Source organism: Spelaeicoccus albus (assembly GCF_013409065.1).
GTDB classification, from domain to species: Bacteria; Actinomycetota; Actinomycetes; order Actinomycetales; family Brevibacteriaceae; genus Spelaeicoccus; species Spelaeicoccus albus.
This window is the reverse complement of record NZ_JACBZP010000001.1, coordinates 939,178-960,811: the sequence shown is the minus strand read 5'-3', so window position 1 is coordinate 960,811 and position 21,634 is coordinate 939,178. Positions and strand designations below refer to the sequence as shown.

General features: G+C 62.9%; 23 protein-coding genes and 2 tRNA genes. 9 read left to right on the top strand and 16 right to left on the bottom strand.

All coding sequences use genetic code 11. From position 1 onward, the window contains the following. Nucleotides 1-12: 12 nt before the first annotated feature. The 4 genes from BJY26_RS04550 to BJY26_RS04535 form a co-directional block, all read right to left on the bottom strand. Nucleotides 13-678, bottom strand: a complete 666-nt coding sequence (locus tag BJY26_RS04550) for an anthranilate synthase component II (RefSeq protein WP_179426065.1) — start codon at nt 676-678, stop codon at nt 13-15. Further along, nucleotides 675-839, bottom strand: a complete 165-nt coding sequence (locus BJY26_RS04545; protein ID WP_179426063.1) for a hypothetical protein — start codon at nt 837-839, stop codon at nt 675-677. The genes BJY26_RS04550 and BJY26_RS04545 overlap by 4 nt, the downstream gene beginning before the upstream one ends. Beyond that, complete coding sequence (locus BJY26_RS04540) at nt 839-1,624, bottom strand: class E sortase (RefSeq protein ID WP_179426061.1); 786 nt, start codon at nt 1,622-1,624, stop codon at nt 839-841. Before BJY26_RS04540 ends, BJY26_RS04545 begins: the two co-directional genes overlap by 1 nt. A gap of 97 nt (nt 1,625-1,721) precedes the next feature. Further along, a complete protein-coding gene (locus tag BJY26_RS04535; RefSeq protein ID WP_179426060.1) occupies nt 1,722-2,456 on the bottom strand; it encodes a DUF881 domain-containing protein in 735 nt (244 codons plus the stop codon). Nucleotides 2,457-2,535: 79 nt separating this feature from the next. On the opposite strand from BJY26_RS04535, the gene BJY26_RS04530 reads away from it, so the two are divergent. Next, nucleotides 2,536-2,787: a cell division protein CrgA gene (locus BJY26_RS04530; protein WP_218852252.1), complete on the top strand. Its 252-nt coding sequence runs from the start codon at nt 2,536-2,538 to the stop codon at nt 2,785-2,787. Between the two features lie 139 nt (nt 2,788-2,926). Here BJY26_RS04530 and BJY26_RS04525 read toward each other — a convergent pair whose 3' ends face one another. Together BJY26_RS04525 and BJY26_RS04520 are read right to left on the bottom strand one after the other, a co-directional pair. Continuing rightward, nucleotides 2,927-3,844, bottom strand: a complete 918-nt coding sequence (locus tag BJY26_RS04525; RefSeq protein ID WP_179426058.1) for a rhomboid family intramembrane serine protease — start codon at nt 3,842-3,844, stop codon at nt 2,927-2,929. After that, nucleotides 3,845-4,390 carry a peptidylprolyl isomerase gene (locus tag BJY26_RS04520; RefSeq protein ID WP_179426057.1) on the bottom strand — a complete coding sequence of 182 codons (546 nt, stop codon included), beginning with the start codon at nt 4,388-4,390 and terminating at the stop codon, nt 3,845-3,847. It abuts the gene before it with no gap. Nucleotides 4,391-4,552: 162 nt separating this feature from the next. On the opposite strand from BJY26_RS04520, the gene BJY26_RS04515 reads away from it, so the two are divergent. Beyond that, on the top strand, nt 4,553-5,641 hold the full coding sequence (locus BJY26_RS04515; protein WP_179426055.1) for a hypothetical protein: 1,089 nt from the start codon (nt 4,553-4,555) through the stop codon (nt 5,639-5,641). Nucleotides 5,642-5,832: 191 nt separating this feature from the next. Here the strand turns inward: BJY26_RS04515 and BJY26_RS04510 are convergent. The 10 genes from BJY26_RS04510 to dnaA form a co-directional block, all read right to left on the bottom strand. Then, a tRNA-Ala gene (locus BJY26_RS04510) sits at nt 5,833-5,905 on the bottom strand. A gap of 16 nt (nt 5,906-5,921) precedes the next feature. Beyond that, entirely contained in the window at nt 5,922-6,041 is a 120-nt protein-coding gene (locus BJY26_RS18770; protein ID WP_218852250.1) for a DLW-39 family protein, read from the bottom strand. 26 nt (nt 6,042-6,067) lie between these two features. Then, nucleotides 6,068-6,141, bottom strand: a tRNA-Ile gene (locus BJY26_RS04505). Nucleotides 6,142-6,203: 62 nt separating this feature from the next. Further along, nucleotides 6,204-6,752 (bottom strand): DUF3566 domain-containing protein, encoded by a 549-nt coding sequence (locus tag BJY26_RS18965; RefSeq protein ID WP_179426053.1) that lies wholly within the window; start codon nt 6,750-6,752, stop codon nt 6,204-6,206. Next, on the bottom strand, nt 6,749-9,454 hold the full coding sequence (gyrA, locus tag BJY26_RS04495) for a DNA gyrase subunit A (protein ID WP_237249040.1): 2,706 nt from the start codon (nt 9,452-9,454) through the stop codon (nt 6,749-6,751). Before gyrA ends, BJY26_RS18965 begins: the two co-directional genes overlap by 4 nt. A 30-nt stretch (nt 9,455-9,484) precedes the next feature. Continuing rightward, nucleotides 9,485-11,479 (bottom strand): DNA topoisomerase (ATP-hydrolyzing) subunit B, encoded by a 1,995-nt coding sequence (gene gyrB / locus BJY26_RS04490; RefSeq protein ID WP_179426051.1) that lies wholly within the window; start codon nt 11,477-11,479, stop codon nt 9,485-9,487. 264 nt (nt 11,480-11,743) lie between these two features. Next, the gene (locus tag BJY26_RS04485) at nt 11,744-12,286 is read right to left on the bottom strand and encodes a DciA family protein (RefSeq protein WP_179426049.1); all 543 of its coding nucleotides are present in this window, start codon (nt 12,284-12,286) and stop codon (nt 11,744-11,746) included. Further along, nucleotides 12,283-13,506 (bottom strand): DNA replication/repair protein RecF, encoded by a 1,224-nt coding sequence (gene recF / locus BJY26_RS04480; RefSeq protein ID WP_179426047.1) that lies wholly within the window; start codon nt 13,504-13,506, stop codon nt 12,283-12,285. Before recF ends, BJY26_RS04485 begins: the two co-directional genes overlap by 4 nt. A 9-nt stretch (nt 13,507-13,515) precedes the next feature. Further along, complete coding sequence (gene dnaN, locus BJY26_RS04475; protein ID WP_179429772.1) at nt 13,516-14,634, bottom strand: DNA polymerase III subunit beta; 1,119 nt, start codon at nt 14,632-14,634, stop codon at nt 13,516-13,518. A gap of 481 nt (nt 14,635-15,115) precedes the next feature. Next, complete coding sequence (gene dnaA / locus BJY26_RS04470) at nt 15,116-16,543, bottom strand: chromosomal replication initiator protein DnaA (RefSeq protein ID WP_179429771.1); 1,428 nt, start codon at nt 16,541-16,543, stop codon at nt 15,116-15,118. Nucleotides 16,544-16,836: 293 nt separating this feature from the next. Between dnaA and rpmH the strand changes: the two genes are divergently transcribed. From rpmH to BJY26_RS04435, 7 genes are all read left to right on the top strand, one after another. Continuing rightward, nucleotides 16,837-16,974 carry a 50S ribosomal protein L34 gene (gene rpmH, locus BJY26_RS04465; protein ID WP_013885212.1) on the top strand — a complete coding sequence of 46 codons (138 nt, stop codon included), beginning with the start codon at nt 16,837-16,839 and terminating at the stop codon, nt 16,972-16,974. After that, nucleotides 16,975-17,331: a ribonuclease P protein component gene (gene rnpA / locus BJY26_RS04460; protein ID WP_179426045.1), complete on the top strand. Its 357-nt coding sequence runs from the start codon at nt 16,975-16,977 to the stop codon at nt 17,329-17,331. After that, nucleotides 17,328-17,666, top strand: coding sequence for a membrane protein insertion efficiency factor YidD (gene yidD / locus BJY26_RS04455; RefSeq protein ID WP_237249039.1), 339 nt, complete (start codon nt 17,328-17,330; stop codon nt 17,664-17,666). The genes rnpA and yidD overlap by 4 nt, the downstream gene beginning before the upstream one ends. Nucleotides 17,667-17,675: 9 nt before the next feature. Further along, complete coding sequence (yidC, locus tag BJY26_RS04450; protein ID WP_179426041.1) at nt 17,676-19,031, top strand: membrane protein insertase YidC; 1,356 nt, start codon at nt 17,676-17,678, stop codon at nt 19,029-19,031. 9 nt (nt 19,032-19,040) lie between these two features. Beyond that, nucleotides 19,041-19,583 (top strand): Jag family protein, encoded by a 543-nt coding sequence (locus BJY26_RS04445; protein ID WP_372465379.1) that lies wholly within the window; start codon nt 19,041-19,043, stop codon nt 19,581-19,583. 18 nt (nt 19,584-19,601) lie between these two features. Further along, nucleotides 19,602-20,273, top strand: a complete 672-nt coding sequence (gene rsmG / locus BJY26_RS04440; protein WP_179426039.1) for a 16S rRNA (guanine(527)-N(7))-methyltransferase RsmG — start codon at nt 19,602-19,604, stop codon at nt 20,271-20,273. Nucleotides 20,274-20,509: 236 nt separating this feature from the next. Continuing rightward, entirely contained in the window at nt 20,510-21,403 is an 894-nt protein-coding gene (locus BJY26_RS04435; RefSeq protein ID WP_269151190.1) for a ParA family protein, read from the top strand. Nucleotides 21,404-21,634 lie beyond the last annotated feature (231 nt).

The following is a 21,634-nucleotide window of genomic DNA, read 5'->3' as shown; positions in this document are numbered from 1 at the left end:
GCGGGTGAGCGGTTAGTCGGCTACGGAGGCCGACACCAACGGCTTCAATCCGGCCGACGCCTTTTCCGGGTCGTCGCCGCCGGCGAGCGCCAACCAGTTGGCCAACAGCCGATAGCCGCCGTTCGTCAGCACCGACTCCGGGTGAAATTGGACGCCGAAAAGCGGAGCATGACGGTGCTCGAGGCCCATGATGACTCCATCGGACGTCTGCGCCGTGACCTCCAGCTGGTCGGAATCGACGGTCCCCGGGACGACGGACAACGAGTGATAGCGCGTCGCTTCGAGCTCGCTGGGGAGGCCGGCGAACACGCCTGTCCCGCCGTGCGTGATCATGCTGGTCTTACCGTGCATCAGCTGTTCGGCGTGCGCTACCGTGCCGCCGTACACTTCGGCAAGCACTTGGTGACCCAAGCAGACGCCCAGCATCGGCAGTCCGGCCCGCGCGCAGTATTCGATCACCGGCGCGCAGATGCCGGCGTCCGCCGGGGTGCCGGGGCCCGGTGAGAGCAGGACGCCGTCCACCCCGTCCAGCCGGCCCGGAATCGCATGCGCCGACCACACGTCATTGCGCACGACCTCGGCGCGCGCCCCGAGTTGGCGTAAATATCCGACAAGGGTGTAGACGAAGCTGTCGTAGTTGTCGACGACGAGAATCCGCGGCCGGTCGGTGGCTGTCATTGCGATGTCCTTACGGTTCCGCCGTTGAACGGCATATAGGGGGCGATGGCCGGAAATACCCATTGCATCAAGACGAATACGGCAGCCGCAATCAGCGCCAGGCTGATGAGCAGCCGGGCGGGCCAGGGGCCCGGCAGACGCCGCCAGATCCATGCGTACATTACGAATGCGCCTTTCGATACGCCGGAGTGCCGGCAATGGTCTTCGGCGGGCCGTGCGACGCCGACGACCATCCCGTGAGGACGGCGTAGGCGATATACCGTTCACGCGCCGAATACATCGGGTTGCATGCCGTCAAGGTCATGAACCGGTCCGTCGGCTTCATGGTCGGGGCGTCCGGCACCGGGCCCACCACGGACACGTGATCGGGCAACACAATGTTGAAGTTGCGGAACGTGTACGTGTACCAGCCCGCCTTGGTCTCGACGACGATTTTATCGCCGGGATGCAGATCGGCGATCTTGTTGAGCGGCTTTCCGTACGTCGTCCGGTGCCCGGCAACAGCGAAATTGCCGCGCCGGCCCGGCATGGCAGTGCCCTCGTAGTGTCCCAGACCCATTTCGTCGAGAACCGGATTCAACGCGGTCCCCTCGGCAATGGTGCGATAGTAATCGTTGCCGAATCGGGGCACATACATGATGCCGAATGCGGTGGCGAAATCCGGCTCCTTGACGGCCGGCAGCTTGCCGAGATTGCCCGCCGAGTCGTCTTGCACGGGCGGAGCCGCGGCGTCCGGCTGCGTGCCATCACGATGCCACTTCTCGGCCAGCGAGTGCGCCAGCCGGGTGTTGTTCTTGTTGGCGCCAATATCCGTCCACCACAGCTGCCATGCGACGAACAACAGCAAGATGATGCCGAGCGTGATGCAGATTTCCCCAAACGCCTGGATGCCGAAGCGCACCGGCCCGATCTTTTCGCGCGCGGTATGGGAACGTCGGCCTGGCATCGTTCCCCTTTCACTGGCCGCTTTCACTGGCCTCTTTCACTGGATCTCTTTGACTGGCGCTGGCGCCGTTCGGTGGTTTCGCTCCGGTCGGTGCCGCCTAGCGGTGCGGCACGGTCGCGTACTTCAACTCGGTGGGCCCCTCGTACCCGTCGACGGTGTCGGAGTCCTTGCTCGTCACATTCCATCCGAGCCCTACCCAGTCTACGTACTGCCGGTAAATCGTCAGCTGCTTCGACGCTCCGAGCGCCGAGCGCATGGCCGCCCTGTCCCCGACGGCGCTGATGACGTAGGGCGGTGAGTAAACGCGGCCTTGCAAGCGCAGCGTGTTGCCGACGCAGCGGACGGCGGACGTCGAGACGAGCCGCTTGCCCTGAATGGCCACCGCCTCGGCGCCGCCGGCCCACAGCGCGTTGACAACGGCCTGCACGTCCTGTTGGTGGATGACGACGTCGTCACTGGTCACCCCGGACGGCTGCGGCCGGCCGCGCGGAGCGTCGTCCAGCGTCACGGTGAGCGACGGCCCGTGGACAGCGTCGAGACCTGCCGCACGGCCTCGCGCTTCGGCGCGATTCGTTGCGGCGCGCACTCGCCCGTCGGCCACGCCCTCGGCGGCCGTGAGCCGGTCCACCTGATGCTGCAAGTCGATGATGCGGGAGTTCTTTCGCGCGGCCGATCGGGTCTGCGCGGCAGCCAGCTGGGCAAGGTCGCCGTCCGCTTGACGCAAATCGTTTCCGCCCGACACCCGCGCACTGGTCGCAAGCAGCAGACCGCAAACGGCAAGCGTGGCCATCACGCCAAGTCGCGAGGCGCGAAAGCGGCGTTGACGGCGCATCATTCGCACCTTTCGACCAGACAACGGAACTAACGTAGAATCGTAGCGTAGCCACAACTAGTCGATTTCGTGAAGGAGCATGGACGTGCCCGAGTCAAAGGTACGCAAGAAGGCGGCGTATACGGCCTCGTCCGGGTCCGCCGTCAAGAAACCGAACGCCCGGTGGTTCCTGCCGGCCATGCTGACGGTGCTGCTCATCGGCCTGGCATGGGTCGTCACGTTCTACGTGTCGCAGGGCGCCTGGCCCGTTGAGGCATGGGGTAACTGGAACATATTGGCCGGCTTCGGCATTTTGGTGGCCGGCTTGATCATGGCCACCCGCTGGCGCTGACGCGGCCTTTTAGCCGCCACAAGTTATCCACAGCTGTGGAGTTACATGTGTGTAACTTGCCGGCATGTGGACAGATTCCGTGGATGAGTGCGCGCACGGCCATATCGCCGGTTGATTGCCGAACGGGAATGGCGGTTCGTCACGCAAAGACCAAGGACGTCGGCAAGTACATGGGACTCGTCACGAGCACCTTGGCCAGCGTCAGCAGTCCTAAGAGCACAACTACCGCAATGATGCCGCCCACCTGCAGCACGGTGCGCCGATTCCTTGGCGCATAGGCCAGCACCACTCCGAGCAGGGCGCCGGTGATGAGGCCGCCCAGATGCGCTTGCCAGGCCACGTGCGGCACAAGGAATCCGAGCACCGCATTGATGCCGATGATGATGAGGATCTGCTTGGTCGAACGCCCCAGTCGGCGGAAGATGACGAAGAGCGCGCCGAACAGGCCGAAGATCGCGCCGGATGCGCCGATCACGGGCGTGACCCACGCTCCGCCGTTCTCCGGCGCGGCCATCAGCAGCACGGCAACCGACGAGCCCAACGCCGAAACGACGTAGACGGCCAGGAAGCGGATCCGCCCCAGTGCGGGCTCAAGAGCCTGACCGAGAAGCCAGAGCGCATACATGTTGAACAGCAGGTGCGGCAGGAAGCTCGTGTCGTGCAGCAAACTTGCCGTCAGCATTCGCCACGGCTCCGCCAGCGTGGCGGCCGGAATGTACGCGAATTTGAATTCGAACCGCTGACCAAGCACGTATTCGAGGATGAGGACTACCACGCACAGGGCGATGATCACCCAGGTCACTATCGGTTGTCCGGTGCGTACGGTTCCGCCGAATTGCGTCCGGGCGCTTCGTTGCGCGTTCTTGTTTTCCCGGACGCAGTCGACGCACTGAATGCCGACGGCTGCCGGACGCTGGCAATCGGGGCAGGCCGGCCGCCCGCACCGTTGACAGCTCACATACGAGATCCGGCCCGGGTGGCGGGGGCACACCGGGGCGTTCGGGTTCGCCGGCTCCGGCGGGCCGCCGCCGTTCGAGCCGGATCTCGCGGACGTCATTTACGCGTTGACGATTTCAACGCTCGACAAAGTGACATCGTTCGTGGGGCGGTCGCCGCGGCCCGTCGGCACGCTGCCGATCTCGTCGACGACTTTCCGCGAGGCGTCGTCGGTGACCGCGCCGAAGATCGTGTGCTTGCCCTGCAACCACGTGGTCGGCGCCGTCGTGATGAAGAACTGGCTGCCGTTGGTTCCGTGTCCCATCTGGATACCGGCGTTCGCCATGGCCAGGATGTACGGCGATGTGAAGTCGAGTTCCGGGTGAATCTCGTCATCGAAGGCGTAACCCGGGCCGCCGGTGCCGGTTCCCAGCGGGCAGCCGCCTTGAATCATGAAGTTCGGGATGATCCGGTGGAACACAAGGTCGTTGTAGAACGGCGTGTTCTGCTTGGTCTCGCCGGACGACGGGTCTGTCCATTCCTTCGACCCGGTCGCCAGCCCGACAAAGTTGTCGACGGTCTTGGGCGCGTGATTGCCGTAAAGGTCGACGGAGATGTCGCCGTGGTTGGTATGCAGGATCGCTTTATGTGTCGGCTGTGCAGTCATTTGTTCATTTTCTCATGCCGGACACCGGAACCGGCACGCCGACTCGTTCGCTCTTCGTGAAGTATGACGGGGGTATTTGCGCCCATCGTCGCCCCTGCTGTCCAATTGACGTAGCACGGCAGGCAGGATAGACCTAAGATTCCACCGATCTCGGAGGTAGATATGTCGCGTAAGTCCAAGAAGCAGTTGGAGAAGAACTTGAAGTCCCGAAAGGACCAGATTTCGGGGCGCCTGGACGGCACAGTCGACTCCGTCGTCAGCAGCGCCAAGAACGCCCGTGAATGGGCGGGCCCGCAGATCGAACGCGGCGTCGCGGGCGCCCGTGCCTACGCCGGCCCGCAGATCGAACGGGGCGTCTCGTACGCGGCCCCGCGTCTGGAAAAGGGGCTCGCGTATGCCACGCCGAAGATTCAAGACGCGCTCGACCGCGTGGGCCCCCGGCTTGATGCGGCCGGCCGCCGGCTGAGCGAAGACTACCTGCCGCGGCTTTCCGACAAGGTCGGCGACGTCGCGTCGTCCGCCGGGGAAGCCCTGGCCGGAGTGTCGGTACCGAACTCGGTCGACAAGGCGTCCACGGCCGTCACCGGCAAGAAGGCGTCCAAGGCTCTGCGCCGCGCCAGCAAGGAATTGAAGGCGCAGAAGAAGAGCCGCGCTAAGGGCACGTTGATTTGCCTGGCACTGCTGGGCGGTGCCGCGGTTGCCGCAGCCGTCGTGTGGAAGAAGTCGCAGCCGGCCGAGGATCCGTGGGCCACTCCGATCAATTCCAGGCCGGACGACGCGCGTCCGGTCGGCTCGACGTCCAGGGCCGCGCAAACGGCCGCCGAAAAGGCTAAGCACGTGGCCGGCACAGTCGGCGAGAAAGTCAAGGACGTGGCCGATGCGGCCGCCGACAAGGCCGAGACGACGGCCAATTCGGTCAAGAGCGCTGCCGACAAGGCCGCGGGCTCCGCTTCCCGCGCCGCCGACAACGCCGCGGAAAGCACCAAGACTGCGGCGAGCAGTGCTGCGGCCGGTGCTTCGCGGGCCGCCGATAATGCGGCGGACAAGGCGCGCGACAACGCGGACAAGACGAAGGACGCGGCCGACGACGCGACCGAGTCGGCCAAGGACGCGGCCGACGGTGCTGCTGTCGACTCGACCGGCGGTGCGCATGCCGCTTCGGTGTCCGAGAAGTCCAAGGAAGATGCAGCAAAGGCTGCGGCCAAGATCGATGAGGCGGCCCGCAAGTCCAAGGAGCAAGACGGCAAGTAAGACGTTCGTCCGTCAAAGAACCGCTGGGCCCCGTCGACTCGATCGGGCTCAGCGGTTTTTTATGCCATCAAACTTCCGCAAAACGCGCCGCGGCGTCAGGAACGCGCCGTTCTGACGGCGCGTTCCTGACGCGCCGGCGCGTTTTGCGAGTGGACGGGGTGGTGGAAGGAAAAGGGTGGAGGGGAGATCGGTGGAGACGACGGGACTCGAACCCGTAACCCCCTGCTTGCAAAGCAGGTGCGCTACCAATTGCGCCACGCCCCCGTAGGGTTGATCGTTGTCAGTCCACGGTGTCCGTCGAACCGGCCCAATCCTGCCTGCCGCGTTCGAGCCGGCGGCGTGCCCGCCACACGTACGCGGCTCCGGCCGCCGCAGCCAGGATGCCGATCAACTTCTTCATGGTTACATCCTATTTCAGTCGTGCGGTGGGCCTAACTGGACTTGAACCAGTGACCTCTTCCTTATCAGGGAAGCGCTCTAACCGTCTGAGCTATAGGCCCCAACCGGGGTGACCCGAGGATTGACTTTACCCTAAGGCCGCCCGGTATTTCCAATCGGCTTTTCAGTCGTCGGTCAGCGTCAGCCCGAGCCCGCCCACAAGCGTCGAACCCAGGTTGTACAACAGCGACACCAGCGTGGAAATCGCCGTGATCAGGATGATGTCGACGATGGCCAGCACCGTCGCTATCGAAATGACCCGGCCGAGTTCGAACATGCTGGTGATCGTTTGGCTGGCGGACGATTCGCCGCCGGCAATCTCGGAAAGCGCGGTGGAAATGGTGTCGAAGACCCCGGCGCGATCGAGTACGACCCAGATCACGAAGGTGGCCACGACCATGGCGATGCCCAATGCTACGGACAGCAGGAACGACAACTTCATGACCGACCACGGATCGACCTTCGAGACAGTCAGCTTGACTTTGCGCGGTCCGGCCGGGCGGCCGGGCGTTTTGACGCCGCCGGACGCCGTCTTGCCGCCCGATGTCTCGGTTCCGGCTGCGTTCGTGCCGGATCCGCCTTCCATGGCCTGAGTCAAGTGCTCTTCGGCCTTGTTGCGCGGAACCGTCTGCGTTTTCGCGGTGCGCGCCGAACCAGAGGAGGAATTACTCACTGCCGGCTACCTCCATCGTCATTTGTCGCGTCCTGCGGGTCGGCATCGCCGGAATCGGCGTCGCCGGAATCATCGTTCGACGGTATCGCATTTGCAGGCTCGACACCTGCCGACGTACCCGACTGAAGCCCGATTGTTGCATTATTCTCAGCGTCTTCGGAGACTTCATCGATGCCGTCCGAGGCCGTGACTTCGGCTTCGATTTCGTCGAGGACCTCCTCGTCGCCGGGTTCGGCACCCTTCGTGACGGCGATAATGCGGTCCTTTTTGCCGGGCTTGGCAAAGACGACGCCCATCGTGTCGCGTCCCTTGGCCGGCACCTCGGTCACGGCCGACCGGACCACCTTGCCGCGTTCCATCACGACGAGGACCTCGTCGTCTTCTTCCACAATGAGTGCTCCGACCAATTCGCCGCGTTCGTCGGAAAGCTTGGCCACCTTGATGCCCAGCCCGCCGCGGCCCTGCACCCGGTATTCGCCCACCTCGGTGCGCTTGGCCCAGCCGCCGTCCGTGATGGTGAACACGAACGAGCCGTCGGTCACCACGTCCAAGGCCAAAAGCGAATCCGAATCGCGGAACTTCATGCCGGTCACGCCGGACGTCGCCCTGCCCATCGGGCGCAGCGTTTCATCGGTCGCCGTGAAGCGCACCGACTGTCCCTTGCGCGAGACCAGCAGGACGTCGTCGGTGTCCGCCACGAGCCGTGCCGACACGAGCTCGTCCGGGTTGCCGTCTGCGTCTTCGCGCAGATTGATGGCAATGACGCCGCCGGACCGGTTCGAGTCGTATTCGCTCAGCCGGGTCTTTTTCACCAGCCCTGCCTTGGTGGCCAGCACCAGGTACGGTGATTCCTCGTAATCCTTGATGGCCAGCACCTGGGCGATCTGCTCACCCGGCTGGAATGCCATCAGGTTCGCCACGTGCTGACCCTTGGATTCGCGGCTGGCGTCGGGCAATTCGTAGGCCTTGGCCCGGTAGACCCGGCCCTTGTTCGTGAAGAACAACAACCAGTGGTGCGTGGTCGTGACGAAAAAGTGGTCGACCAGATCGTCGCCGCGCAGCGTCGCGCCCCGGATCCCCTTGCCTCCGCGGTGCTGCGACCGGTAGCTGTCGGTGCGGGTGCGCTTGGCGTAGCCGCCGCGCGTGATTGTCACGACCACGTCTTCTTGCGGAATGAGGTCTTCCATCGACACGTCGCCGTCGTAGCCGTACATGATCTGGCTGCGCCGGTCGTCGCCGTACTTATCGGCGATCTCGCCGAGCTCCTCGCTGACGATCTGCCGCTGACGTTCCGGCTTGGCAAGGATGTCGTTGTAGTCGGCGATCTCGATTTCGAGCCGCTCGTATTCGTCTTGCAACCGCTGGCGTTCCAGCGCCGCCAGACGCCGCAACTGCATGTCGAGGATGTGGGTGGCTTGCGCGTCGTCGACGTCGAGCAGGTCCTTCAACCCTTCGCGCGCCTCGTCGGCGGTCGGGGAACGACGAATCAACGCAATGACCTCGTCGAGCGCATCGAGCGCCTTGAGCAGTCCGCGCAAGATGTGCGCGCGTTCTTCGGCCTTGCGCAGCCGGAACCGCGTGCGCCGCACAATCACTTCGATCTGATGCGTGACCCAGTGTCGCAGGAACGCTTCGATGTTCATGGTGCGCGGCACGTTGTCGACGAGCGCCAGCATGTTCGCGGAGAAATTCTCTTGCAGCTGGGTGTGCTTGTAGAGGTTGTTGAGCACGACCTTCGGGACGGCGTCGCGCTTCAACACGATCACGAGCCGTTGCCCGGTACGTCCGGAGGTCTCGTCGCGCAGGTCGGCGATGCCCGCAACGCGTCCGTCCTTGACGTAGTCGGCAATCTTTGCGGCAAGCACGTCGGGGTTGACCTGGTAGGGAAGCTCCGTGACCACCAAGCACGTGCGGCCGTGGATTTCCTCCACGTTGACGACCGCCCGCTGGGTGATGGACCCGCGGCCCGTGCGGTAGGCGTCCTCGATGCCCTTGTGTCCCAGCAGCAGCGCACCGGACGGGAAATCCGGGCCCGGGATGATCTTCAGAAGCTCTTCGAGCGTGTCTTCGCGGGATGCTTCGGGGTTGGCGAGCATCCACTGCGCGCCACTGGCGACCTCACGCAGGTTGTGCGGCGGAATATTGGTGGCCATCCCGACGGCGATGCCTGCCGAGCCGTTGACGAGCAGGTTAGGGAAGCGCGACGGCAGGTAGACGGGTTCCTGGTTCTTGCCGTCGTAGTTGTCCTGGAAATCGACCGTGTCCTCGTCGATGTCGCGGACCATTTCCATGGCCAACGGCTGCATTTTGCACTCGGTGTACCGGGGCGCGGCCGCCGAGTCGTTGCCGGCCGATCCGAAGTTCCCTTGCCCGTCAACGAGCGGGTACCGCAACGACCACGGCTGCACCAAGCGCACCAACGCGTCATAGATCGACGAGTCGCCGTGCGGATGGTATTGGCCCATTACCTCGCCCACGACGCGCGAGCACTTGTTGAACGAGCGTTCGGGCCGGTAGCCGCCGTCGAACATGGCGTAGATGACGCGGCGGTGCACCGGCTTGAGGCCGTCTCGCACGTCGGGCAACGCGCGTCCGACGATCACGCTCATGGCGTAGTCGAGATAGCTGCGCTGCATCTCCAATTGGAGATCGACTTGTTCGATCCGGTTGGTTTCGCCCACGGGCGGAGTTTGTTCGCTCACAGTTGTCCTTTAAGTTCCGTCACGAGCCGATCAGATGTCCAGGAACCGGACGTCTTTGGCATTGCGTTGAATGAAATTGCGGCGCGAATCGACGTCTTCGCCCATCAGGACGGAAAAGATCTCGTCGGCGGCCGCCGCGTCATCCAAGGTGATTTGCTTGAGCAGGCGGTGATCCGGGTCCATGGTGGTCTCCCACAGCTCGTGGTAGTTCATCTCGCCCAGGCCCTTGTACCGCTGAATGGCGCTTTCCTTGGGAAGTCGGCGCCCCTGCGCCCGCCCGTCCGTGAGGAGGACATCGCGTTCGGCGTCCGAATAGGCGAACTCGTGCGGAGCATTCGACCATTTGAGCTGGTAGAGCGGCGGAGTAGCCAAGAACACGTGGCCGCGCTCAATGAGCGGTTTCATGTACCGGAAGACGAGGGTGAGCAGCAGGGTAGCGATGTGCTGCCCGTCCACATCGGCGTCCGCCATCAGGATGATCTTGTGATAGCGAAGCTTGTCGATGTTGAATTCTTCGCCGATGCCGGTGCCGAACGCCGTGATGAGTGCTTGCACCTCGTTATTGCCCAGCGCCCTGTCGAGCCGTGCTTTTTCCACGTTCAGGATCTTGCCGCGAATTGGCAGGATGGCCTGGGTCTCCGGTTCGCGGCCCTGCGTGGCCGAGCCGCCGGCCGAGTCCCCCTCGACGATGAACACTTCGCAGATCTCGGGGTTGTTCGACTGGCAGTCCTTGAGTTTGCCCGGCATCCCGCCGGTTTCCAACAGACCCTTCCGGCGCGTGGCCTCGCGGGCCTTGCGGGCTGCCATTCGGGCTTGCGAGGCCTGCTGTGCCTTGCGGATGACATCGCGGGCCTGGCTGGGATTGCGTTCGAACCAATCACTGAGCTCGTCCCAGACAACGTGTTGAACGAACGTGCGTGCTTCCGTGTTGCCGAGCTTCGTCTTGGTCTGTCCTTCGAACTGGGGCTCGCCGAGTTTCACGGAGATGACGGCCGTCAGCCCCTCCCGGACGTCCTCGCCCGCGAGATTCTCGTCCTTGTCCTTCAACAGACCGTTGGTGCGCGCATACCTGTTGATCAGCGACGTGAGCGCTGCGCGGAAGCCTTCTTCGTGGGTACCGCCCTCGTGCGTGTTGATCGTGTTGGCGTAGGTGTGCACGCCTTCGGAATACCCCGAGGTCCACTGCATGGCGACCTCGGCCGAAATTTTCCTCTCGGTGTCTTCGGACTCGAACGCGATGATGTCGGGATGGATGAGTTCGACGCGCTTTGCCTTGTTCAAGTGTTCGACGTAGTCCAGCAGGCCGCGATCGTATTTGAAGACCGCGTAATGCGCGTCGGTGTCGTCGCCGGCCTCCGTGTCCATATCTTCGTCGGCGGAGTCGTCCGCGACGCGTTCGTCGGTCAGGCTGATCTTCAAGCCCTTGTTCAAGAAGGCCATTTGCTGGAACCGGCTGCGCAGCGTTTCGAACGAGTACTCGGTCGTTTCAAAGATCTCACCGTCGGCCCAAAAAGTGATGGTCGTTCCGGTTTCGGTGGCCGGTTCGCCTTTTTCGATAGGGCCGGACGGCGCGCCGCGGTTGAACGACTGCCGCCAGACGTAACCGTCCACCTTGACTTCGGCTTCGAGCCGGGTCGACAGGGCGTTGACCACCGAGACCCCGACGCCGTGCAGGCCGCCGGACACGGCGTAGCCGCTGCCGCCGAACTTACCGCCGGCGTGCAGCGAGGTCAGCACGACCTCGAGGGCGGGCTTTCCTTCGGACGGCAGCACGCCGACGGGGATCCCGCGGCCGTTGTCGACGACGCGCACTCCGCCGTCCATTTGCAAGGTGACTTCGATGTGGTCGCAGTATCCGGCCATTGCTTCATCGACGGAGTTGTCGACGACTTCCTGCACCAAGTGGTGCAGCCCGCGTTCACCGGTGGAGCCGATGTACATGCCCGGCCTTTTGCGTACCGCCTCGAGGCCTTTGAGAACAGTGATGTCGGTTGCGTCGTAATGCGTGTTCTCGTCGGCTGTCATCGGCAGCTCATGCTCCTTGTCTGGACGTATCATGACGATACGAACCCGCATGACGGCCGCACGGAATCGAGGGCAGTCGAAGCGAGTGGGATCGCACCGGCCGCGGTGCGCGGCAGGTGCGGATAACGTATCTACGTACTATCTTACCTAACCCGGCGCCGAACTTCTGCCCTGAGAGGCCGTTCAGGGCATATTTCTGCCGATTTCTCCCCTCCATGCAAGGTGGAATGTGTCGACGGGACGGTCCGGCGCTCCTACGGACGTCTAGCCATACGTGTCCCGCGGTCCGCGGAACCCGCGGGCACGGTATTTTCCCTTGCGCCATGTCGGGGCGGCCGGGCCTTGGACGCGGATCTCCGTGACGACTCCGACACCGAGTTCGGCATCGAGCCGTTCGCGCAGCTTTTGCTCCATCAGTTTTAGTTGGGTCGCCCACGCGGACGAATCAGCGGCAAGAGTCAGTACGCCGCTTTCGAATTCGGCGGGGACGCAATGGTCGGCGACCTGCGGTCCGACGATCTGCGGCCACCTGCCCAACACGGCCCCGACGTTTACGGAGGTTTCCCAGCCGCGCTCGGCGACCATCCGCCCCAACACGCTCGTCACGGACTGCGGGTCGCGGTCGTCGGGATGTGCTCCGGCGCGTTTGCCCGGAGCATTCAGCCGCCGGATGCGCTTACCGACCCGACCGGGTTTGAAACCTCGTTCGCGGGCGGCCGCGCGGATTCTGCCGAGTGCCAGCACCGCCAATTCGTCCACCCGCTCCTCATCGGGCGCCCCGGATTCCCGGTCCGAGGACGTCGTCATACCGGGTCCCCGTCGGTGGTGCCACCGGCGCCTTCGCCGGCTTCGCCGACTTCACCAAGCCGTACCGGGATGACGCGGCCGGCAGCGTGCCGGGTCAATTCCTCCGGGACGTCTCCCGGCACTGCCGCCGTCACAAGTACCTGTTCGGCCTCGGCCACCATCCCGGCAAGCCGGCGGCGTCGCCCGGAATCCAATTCGGCAAACACGTCGTCCAAGATCAACACCGGCCAGTGCATCCGGTCACCGGCATCATGAGTCAGCAGCTCAAAGCTGGCCAACCGCAGCGCCAATGCAAACGACCACGATTCACCGTGGCTGGCATATCCCTTGGCCGGGGCCGGCCCGAGCAATAGTTCCAGATCGTCGCGGTGCGGACCGAACAATGTGATGCCGCGCTCGGTCTCTTGTCGCCGGTTTGCCGCAAACGCGCTCATGAGCTCGTCGAACAACGCGTCTTCGGAGGGCGATACGGTCGGCGCCGACCCGTCCGACACCCCGTCTCCGGCTGTCCCGGTCGACCGTCGATACCGCAGTCCGGCCGGCCGTGGATCGTCCGCGCCGCCGGAACCCGACACCGTCGAATACGCGCGAGCCACCGGGCCCGTCAATTCATCGGTCAGACCGATCCGCCCGGCCAACAGCGCCGCACCCGCCCTGGCCAAGTGGTGATCCCAGACTTCGAGAGTTGCTTCTTTGTTCCTTGCTCCACCGCCCAGCTTCGCGGTCTTCAACAACGCATTGCGCTGTTTGAGAACTTTGTCGTACTCGCTGCGCACCGCGGCGAACCGAGGACGCCGGGCCGTCAGGAGGTCGTCGAGGAAGCGTCGCCGTTCACCCGGATCGCCCTTGACGAGGCCCAGATCCTCGGGCGCGAAGGTGACGGCCGTGAGCACCCCCAGCAAATCGCGCGGCTTGACCGGATTACCGTTCAACCGCGCCTTGTTGGATCCCGATGCCGCAATTTGCACTTCTTCGATGGCGGTGCGCTCGCCCCGGACGACCTTGGCCCGCACGAACGCGGCATCGCTCCCGTGCCGAACGAGCGGCAGATCCGCCGACACTCGGTGGCTGTGCAAGCCGGCCAGATAGCCGATGGATTCGACGAGATTCGTCTTTCCTTGGCCGTTGGCGCCGACAAAGACGGTGACTCCCTCGTCGAGACGTACATCGGCGCGCGGATACGACCGGAAGTCGAGTAATCCCAAATGCGAGACGTACATCCTGCGATTTCAGATACGGATCGGCATGATCAGGTACCGGTACCCCAGATCGTCGTCGCCCTCGGCTTCGGCCTGACCGGTCATCACTACCGGTTTCATCGGTGTCGTGAACGAGAAACGGGCATACGGAGAAGTCAGAGCCGCGAGACCTTCGATCACGAAGCTCGGATTGAAGCCCACTGCGATATCGTCGCCGGACACCGTTGCTTCGATGGCCTCGGATGCCTGCGCGTCGTCCCCGGCGCCCGCTTCCAAAGTGACTGTGCCTTCCGTGAACGAAAACCGGATCGGCGTGTTGCGCTCGGCCACCAGTGCCACGCGGCGGACCGCTTCAAGCAACGGGGCTGTTTCGATGACTGCGTGAATTGGCGCCGAATCCGGGAAAAGCGACCGGACCTTCGGATATTCGCCTTCGACGAGCAGTGACGTCGTCTGGCGGCCCGACGACGAGAACCCGATCAGCTCGCGGCCGCCCTCACTGCTGAGCGCGACCGTGACATCGCCACCCAGGGTTTTGGCAACGTCGGACAGGGTGCGTCCGCGCACCAACGCTACGGCGCTCAAATCCGGCCGGGCCGGACGCCAATTCAGCTCGCGCACGGCCAACCGGTATCTGTCGGTCGCCAACAGCGTCATTTTTTCGCCTTCGATCTCGACGCGCACGCCGGTGAGGATGGGCAGCGTGTCATCGCGGCTGGTGGCAAGAGTGACTTGGCTGACGGCCTCGGAGAACACATCGGCCGGCACGCTGCCGGACGAATCCGGCAATTCGGGCAGCGCCGGATATTCATCAACGGGCATTGACATCAAGGTGAATCGACTCGATCCGCACGTCACGTCGACTTTCGAACCGTTCGTGGTCATTTCGACGGGTGCAGCCGGAAGCGCCTTACAAATGTCGGCAAGCAGTTTGCCGGAGACGAGGACTTGTCCGCCATCACTGACGTCGGCGGCGACCTCGACCTTTGCGGACACCTCGTAGTCGAAGCTGGCAAAGCGCAGCGCTCCGGCGGGGTCGGCCTCAAGAAGCAGACCGGCGAGTACGGGGACGGCCGGACGCTGCGGCAGTGACCTGGCAGCCCACGTGACGGCTTCGGCCAGAACATCACGATCAACCCTCAGCTTCAAGGCAATCCTCAACTTTCGTTCGTCCGGTTTCGTTGGTTCCGGGCTCGTCGCAGGCGCGCGACTTGCCTTTGTAGGCTACCGGCTCGATGGGCGATGGGGAAACCTCAGGGGCGGGATTCCGGCTCCTGCAATCACCCCGCTCGGCAATTGCCTCATCGATACCGTTTGCGTGATCCATGTAGTTCGATTGGGCGGTACGTCACGTGTTGAAAAGACTAATTAATTGATCCCGTAGTGGTAGTAGCAACTGTGGATGGTGTGGATAACGGGTCGGGCGGCCCTTTATGCGCGGCAAAAACCACCGCCGACGGGTGTGCACGCAGCTGTGGACGAATTACAGGGGCGGGGTGGACGGTTGTGGAATCGGGGGAATGCGCCCGGAGCGGTCCACCGGAACCGGCCACGTTTTCCGCAAGGTCCCGGCCGCCGTCCAGAGGGCATCCACAGTTTTATCCACAGGTGTGAATAACATTGGTGAAATTTACCGGTGATGCTGCTTGATGCGGTTGGTCAATTCGGTGACCTGGGTGAAGATGGCGCGCCGTTCGGCCATTTGTTCACTGATCTTTTTGTTGGCGTGCATCACCGTTGTGTGGTCGCGGCCGCCGAACTCCTGACCGATCTTCGGCAATGACATATCGGTCAGCTCCCGGCACAGATACATGGCGATCTGGCGCGCCGTCGTCAAGGTGCGCGAGCGGGAGGCGCCGCAGAGGTCCTCGAGGGTGAGCTGGAAGTACGCGGCGGTTTGCCCCATGATCGAGGCAGCAGTGATTTCGGGGGTGTTCTCGTCGCTGATCAAGTCTTTCAGCACGATTTCGGCAAGTGCCAGGTTCACTTGCTGCTGACTCAAATTGGCGAACGCCGTCACTCGGATGAGCGCGCCTTCGAGCTCGCGAATGTTCGATGAGATCCGGCTGGCGATGTATTCCAGGACGTCGGCCGGGACATCGAGGTTCTCGGCAGCGGCCTTTTTACGCAGGATCGCCACGCGCGTTTCCAGATCGGGCGGCTGGACGTCGGTGATGAGGCCCCATTCGAATCGAGAGCGTAAGCGATCTTCGAAGCCCGAGAGTTGTTTCGGCGGCACGTCCGAGGTGATGACTACCTGCTTTTCCTGGTTGTGCAGGGCGTTGAACGTGTGGAAGAACTCTTCGACGGTTCCTTCTTTGCCTTGCAGGAACTGGATGTCGTCGATCAGAAGTACGTCGACATCTCGATATCGGCGTTGGAATGACGAGGCCGACGATGTCGACTTGTCTCGGATGGAATTGATGAAGTCGTTGGTAAATTCTTCACTGCTGACGTATCGCACTCTCGTCCCGGGGAACAAAGTCATTGCGTAATGACCGATGGCGTGCAGTAAATGCGTCTTCCCCAGTCCCGAGTCGCCGTAGATGAAGAGCGGATTGTAGGCGCGAGCCGGTGCTTCCGAGACGGCAACGGCGGCGGCGTTGGCAAAGCGGTTGGAGGCGCCGATGACGAAATTGTCGAAACTGTATTTGGAGTTCAGCCGGCTGCTGGCCGCCGCGTCGGGGTCCGGCGGCGCTGAAGGCTGTGTGAACGGCGTCCGGGTGATGGCGGGTTCCGGCGGGACGTCGGCCGGCGCGTCCTCGGTGGGTGCGGGCGGCGTGGCCACCGCCAGTTGCGGATCGACCGCGATGGCGAAACTGACCTCGCGGCCGAGTTCCGCGGCAAAGGTGGAGCGGAGCTTCTCGCGGAGGCGCTCTTCGAGCATCTTCTTGGTCAGTTCGTTGGGCGCGACGAGCACGACCATGTCGTCGATGAATGCCCGCGGCCTGGCATTGGCCAGGAATCCCTTTTGCTGGCGGGTGATCGAATCATCGGCTAACAAGGTGGCCAGAACATTTGCCCACGCTTCTTCAAGGGCTGATTCTTCGTCTGCCATCATCGCCTGCCTTATCGGTCCATCGGGTCGTCCACACAGTTTTCCACAGATTGTTGATAATGGGCCATCGAGGTGTCCAATCCGCGTTCCACTCTTGTGGAGAACCTTGTGGATGCCACGGAATCACTGGGCAAGCGACGTCCGGCCCATTTGACTGGACCGCCGCCGGGCCGTACCGTTGTGACGTCTACGTGGCTGTCGAGAAATAGAGCAAAATCGGGAACTCGACGGGCCCACCCAATCGTTGTCATGACGTCGGCAGCTGCCGGCGAGAAGCAAAGCGGAGAAAAACTGTGAGCAAGCGGACTTTCCAGCCCAATAACCGGCGTCGTGCCAAGACGCACGGCTTCCGACTTCGTATGCGTACGCGTGCGGGCCGGGCGATCCTGGCTGCGCGGCGGCGTAAAGGCCGCAGCGAACTGTCAGCCTAGGTGCTGCCCCGCGAGCATCGGCTTCGTCTAGGAAACGAGTTCACTCTCGCTTTCCGACGCGGACGACGCTGCGGTAGCAGGCGGCTCGTCGTGCATGTGTATACGCCGGACGACGGCACCCACGCTTCGCGCGTGGGATTCGTCGTATCCAAGGCCGTCGGTAACGCGGTGGTGCGGAACCGGGTGAAACGAAGGCTCCGTGCAGCGGTGAGTTCGCGGATGGGCGAAGTTCCGGAGGGAGCGCTGATGGTGGTACGGGCCTTGCCGGCGTCTGCCCGCGCGGATTTCCGGGAGCTGTCGGCGGACCTCGATTCGTGCTTGGCCAAACTGGGCCGCGCGGGATGGTTGCGGCGATGAGTGCGGTCGAGACGATCCTGCATGCACCCCGGTACCCGTTCGTGTGGCTGCTTCGGGCCTACCGCGCAGTCATTTCGCCGCTGTACGGCAACGTGTGCAAGTACTATCCGAGCTGCTCGCAGTATGCGCTCGACGCGTTTGAAACTCACGGCGTCTTCCGCGGTTTCGCATTGACCGCCTGGAGGCTGGTTCGCTGCAATCCGTTTTCGTCCGGCGGCGTGGACTATGTCCACGGTTCGCAGAGCGAGAAGACCGGCAGGGAAATCGCCGCAATGCACGACAAATCTCTTCCCACCCTGACCGACGCCGCCGACCCGGCTCCGCGCGGCGCCTAAGGAGCATCCATGGGCTTTATCGACACAATCCTCTTTCCCATCAAATGGGTAGTCGCTTGGATTTTGGTGCTATTCCATCATGGGATGACGTTCATCGGCCTGGATGCGTCATCCGGCCTGAACTGGGTGTTGTCGATTGTCGGTCTGACGGTGGTCATCCGGTTGGTACTGGTGCCGTTGTTCTTCCGCCAGATCAAGGCCCAGCGCGGCATGCAGGCGCTGCAGCCCGAATTGATGAAGCTGCAGGCCAAGTACAAGGGCAAGACCGACTCGTTCTCCCGGCAGGCAATGGGCCAGGAGCAGATGGCCTTGTACAAACGGCACGGCACCAATCCGCTGTCGTCCTGCTTGCCGATCCTGGCCCAGATGCCCATCTTCTTTTCATTGTTCCGGGTACTCCGCGGGCTCCAGGACATCGCTGCGGGCAATCAAGACGCAATTGGCGGCTTGACGCAGGGACTTGCTCAACAGGCCGAGAAATCGTCGCTCTTCGGAGCATCGCTGTCGGATAGCTTCCTGTCCAGCCCTGAGCTGCACGTGAAGGTTCTGATCGCCATCATGATCGTGATCATGATGGTGACCCAGTTCATCACGCAAAAGCAGATCATGTCGAAGAACATGAGCGAGGCTGCCATGAACAACCCGTTCATGAAGCAGCAGAAGATGATGCTCTATCTCTTCCCGCTGATCTTCGTGTTCGGCGGCGTCAGCTTCCCGGTCGGTGTGCTGATTTACTGGGTGATTTCGAACCTGTGGACAATGGGCCAGCAGTTCTATCAGATCGAGCGGATGCCGGCCCCCGGGTCGCCCGCCGAGAAGGCACTGATGGAAAAGCGGAAGAAGAAGGGTCTTCCGCCGCTGCCCGGGCTGAAGAAATTGGAGTCGGACGACGAGGAGCCGGCGGCCGCTCCGCGCGGCCAACGCCAGCAGCCCGTGCGCAAGGACCGTGCCAAATCCGGCCCACCGTCCACGACGCCGCAAACAAGTGCAAGACAAGGGGCCCAGCGGCCTGCCGGACAGACGCCCGGGAAATCGTCGGGACAGCAGCCGGGCCGGAAGCCGGCCGATTCGGATGCCCGGAAGGCCGGGCAGCCGCCTGCCGCCGGGCATCCCGGCGGGCAGAAATCGCCGGGTCAGCGCGCACAGCCGAGTAAGTCCGGTGCATCCAAGGCTGCCCGCGCTCAGGCTCCCGGTAAGCCGGGCCAGAACAAACCCGCCTCCGGAAAACCGGCCCCCGCCAAACCGTCACAGGGTAAGCCCGCGCAAAGCCGCCCTGCGAATTCGGGAAAGAAATCCCAAAGCAAACCATCGGGTGCTAAGCGGCCATCGCAAAGCAAACCGCAAAGTCCGCGCAGTAACGATTAGGAGCGTGCCGTGAGTAACGAAGACATCGATCGCGTCGAGCCGGTGGACGGCAACGATCCGGCCGCCGCGCCCGAACACGACACCGCAGTGTCTTTGGAGGACGAAGGCGAGATGGCGGCCGACTACCTCGAGGAACTTCTCGATATCGCCGACATCGACGGCGATATCGACATCGATGTGAAGAATGGCCGTGCCCAGGTCGCGATAGTCAGCGACGACGCGTCGTCCGATCTCGGCACCCTGGTGGGTCGGAACGGCGAAGTGTTGGACGCGCTTCAGGAACTGACTCGGCTGACGGTACAAACCAGCTCAGGCAACCACAGCAGGTTGATGTTGGACGTCGATGGCTTTCGCGATCACCGTCGCAAGGAGCTTGAGTCGGTGGCAGCCGAAGCAATCGAAGACGTCAAATCCGGCAAGGAACCGGTGGCACTGAAACCGATGAATGCCTATGAGCGCAAAGTTGTCCATGACGCCGTCGCCGAGGCCGGCTACCGAAGTGAATCGGCGGGCCAGGACTCGGGTCGGCACGTCGTCGTCTACCCTGCTTAAGTGGACGATTCTGCCTCAGTGAACGAATTTGCCGTCCCCGACGTAGCCGCGGCCGTATTTCCGGACACCCGTGACACTGTGGCGCGGTATGCGCAGTACCTGCGCACGTCGGGTGTCGAACGCGGCCTCATCGGGCCGCGCGAAGTCTCCCGGTTGTGGGACCGGCACATTCTCAACTGCGCGGTCGTGACGGACCTCATCGACGAGGCTGCCACAGTTGTCGATGTCGGATCGGGCGCGGGCCTGCCGGGTCTGGTCATGGCGATCCGACGTCCGGATCTGCGAATGACCCTATTGGAACCTCTTGGCCGGCGCGTGGACTGGCTGCATGAAGTAATCGCAGGGCTCGAACTCGACAACGTGGAGGTTGTCCGAGCGCGATCCGAAGAAATCGCCGGCACTCGGCGTTTTGCGGTGGTCACGGCCCGTGCGGTCGCGCGGTTGGCCGGCCTCGTGCCGTGGACGCTCCCATTGGCCGAGCCCCATGGGAGCGTGTTGGCCATCAAGGGCGCCGCTGCAGAGGCCGAACTTGCCAAAGCAGGACAACCCCTACGATCATTTGGCGCCACGTCGTGGTCGATCGAGACGGCGGGTGGCTCCGTGCTGGAGACTCCGACTAGAGTCATACACGTGCGCGTCGGACAAAACGGCGGGAAGGTGCCGGGCCGTAAGAAACGGCATTCCGGGTGAAGCCCTCCGGTGTTGCACGGACAGGCTTTTCTACGAGAGATAAGAGCGTAAGCGTGGCGTCAGCAAGTTTGGGATGGCCGATCCCGGATCCCCCCAGCAGCCCGGTTCCTCTTGGCTGGGCGCGGCTGGAGGAGAACCTGCCCGACAGTGCGTCATCGGAGCCGCCGGATGTTTCACGTGAAACATGGCCGGCGACAGCCGGTGAAATCGCCTCAGAAGAAGACGGAGACATATCCTTGCCGGAGCTAGACGAATCAACCCCATTGGCCGCCGAGATCATGCGGGACTCCAATCGGTTACGCCGGATGGACGGCAAGAATTTTCCGAAGCCGGAAAGTACTCGCGTCCTGACTGTGGCCAACCAAAAGGGCGGAGTCGGCAAGACCACCACGACGGTGAATATTGCAGCGGCGATGGCCGGAGCAGGGCTTTCTGTTTTGGTGATCGACACGGACCCGCAAGGAAACGCTTCCACGGCCCTCGGAATACCGCATAACCCGGAGGTCGACAGCATTTATGACGTCCTGGTGAGTGATTTTGAGCTTGCCGATGTAGTGCAGCAGTCTCCCGAGATCGACAATTTGGTCTGTGCGCCCGCGACTATCCATTTGGCCGGGGCCGAGATCGAGCTGGTGTCCCTTGTTGCTCGCGAACAACGATTGTCGCGAGCTCTCGATACGTACCTCAGTGCTCGTGAAGAAGCAGGCTCCCGGGTCGACTATGTGCTGATCGACTGCCCGCCGAGTCTGGGACTGCTGACGGTCAATGCATTTGTGGCGGCTAAAGAGGTATTGATTCCGATTCAATGCGAATATTATGCGCTTGAAGGACTGAGCCAGCTTCTCAACAACATCTCGTTGATTCAAAAGCACCTCAACCCGCAGCTGTCGATTAGTACGATTTTGCTGACGATGTACGACGGTCGAACGAATCTGTCCGCTCAAGTAGCTGCCGAGGTCCGCGAACACTTTCCCAACGAAGTGCTTCGCGCTGCCGTGCCAAGGTCGGTGCGGATTTCCGAGGCCCCCAGTTATTCACAAACTGTCATTACGTACGACCGATCGTCGAGCGGCGCGTTGTCGTACCTCGAAGCGGCTGAAGAGATAGCGGAGCGTGGAACGAATGGCTGAAAAACGTAAGGGTCTTGGTAAGGGCCTCGGAGCATTGATCCCATCCAACGGGGGTAAGGACCGCCCGGTGGATGTGTTTTTTCCGTCGGGCGCGACAGTCGCGGTCCCGCAGGAAAAAACGTCGGTTCGTTCGGACGACGGTGCTCACACGACGACCACTGCCGGCGGACACTCCGGGTCAAATGTTTCACGTGAAACATCGAGCTCAGCATCTGCGGTCTCCGCCGGAGA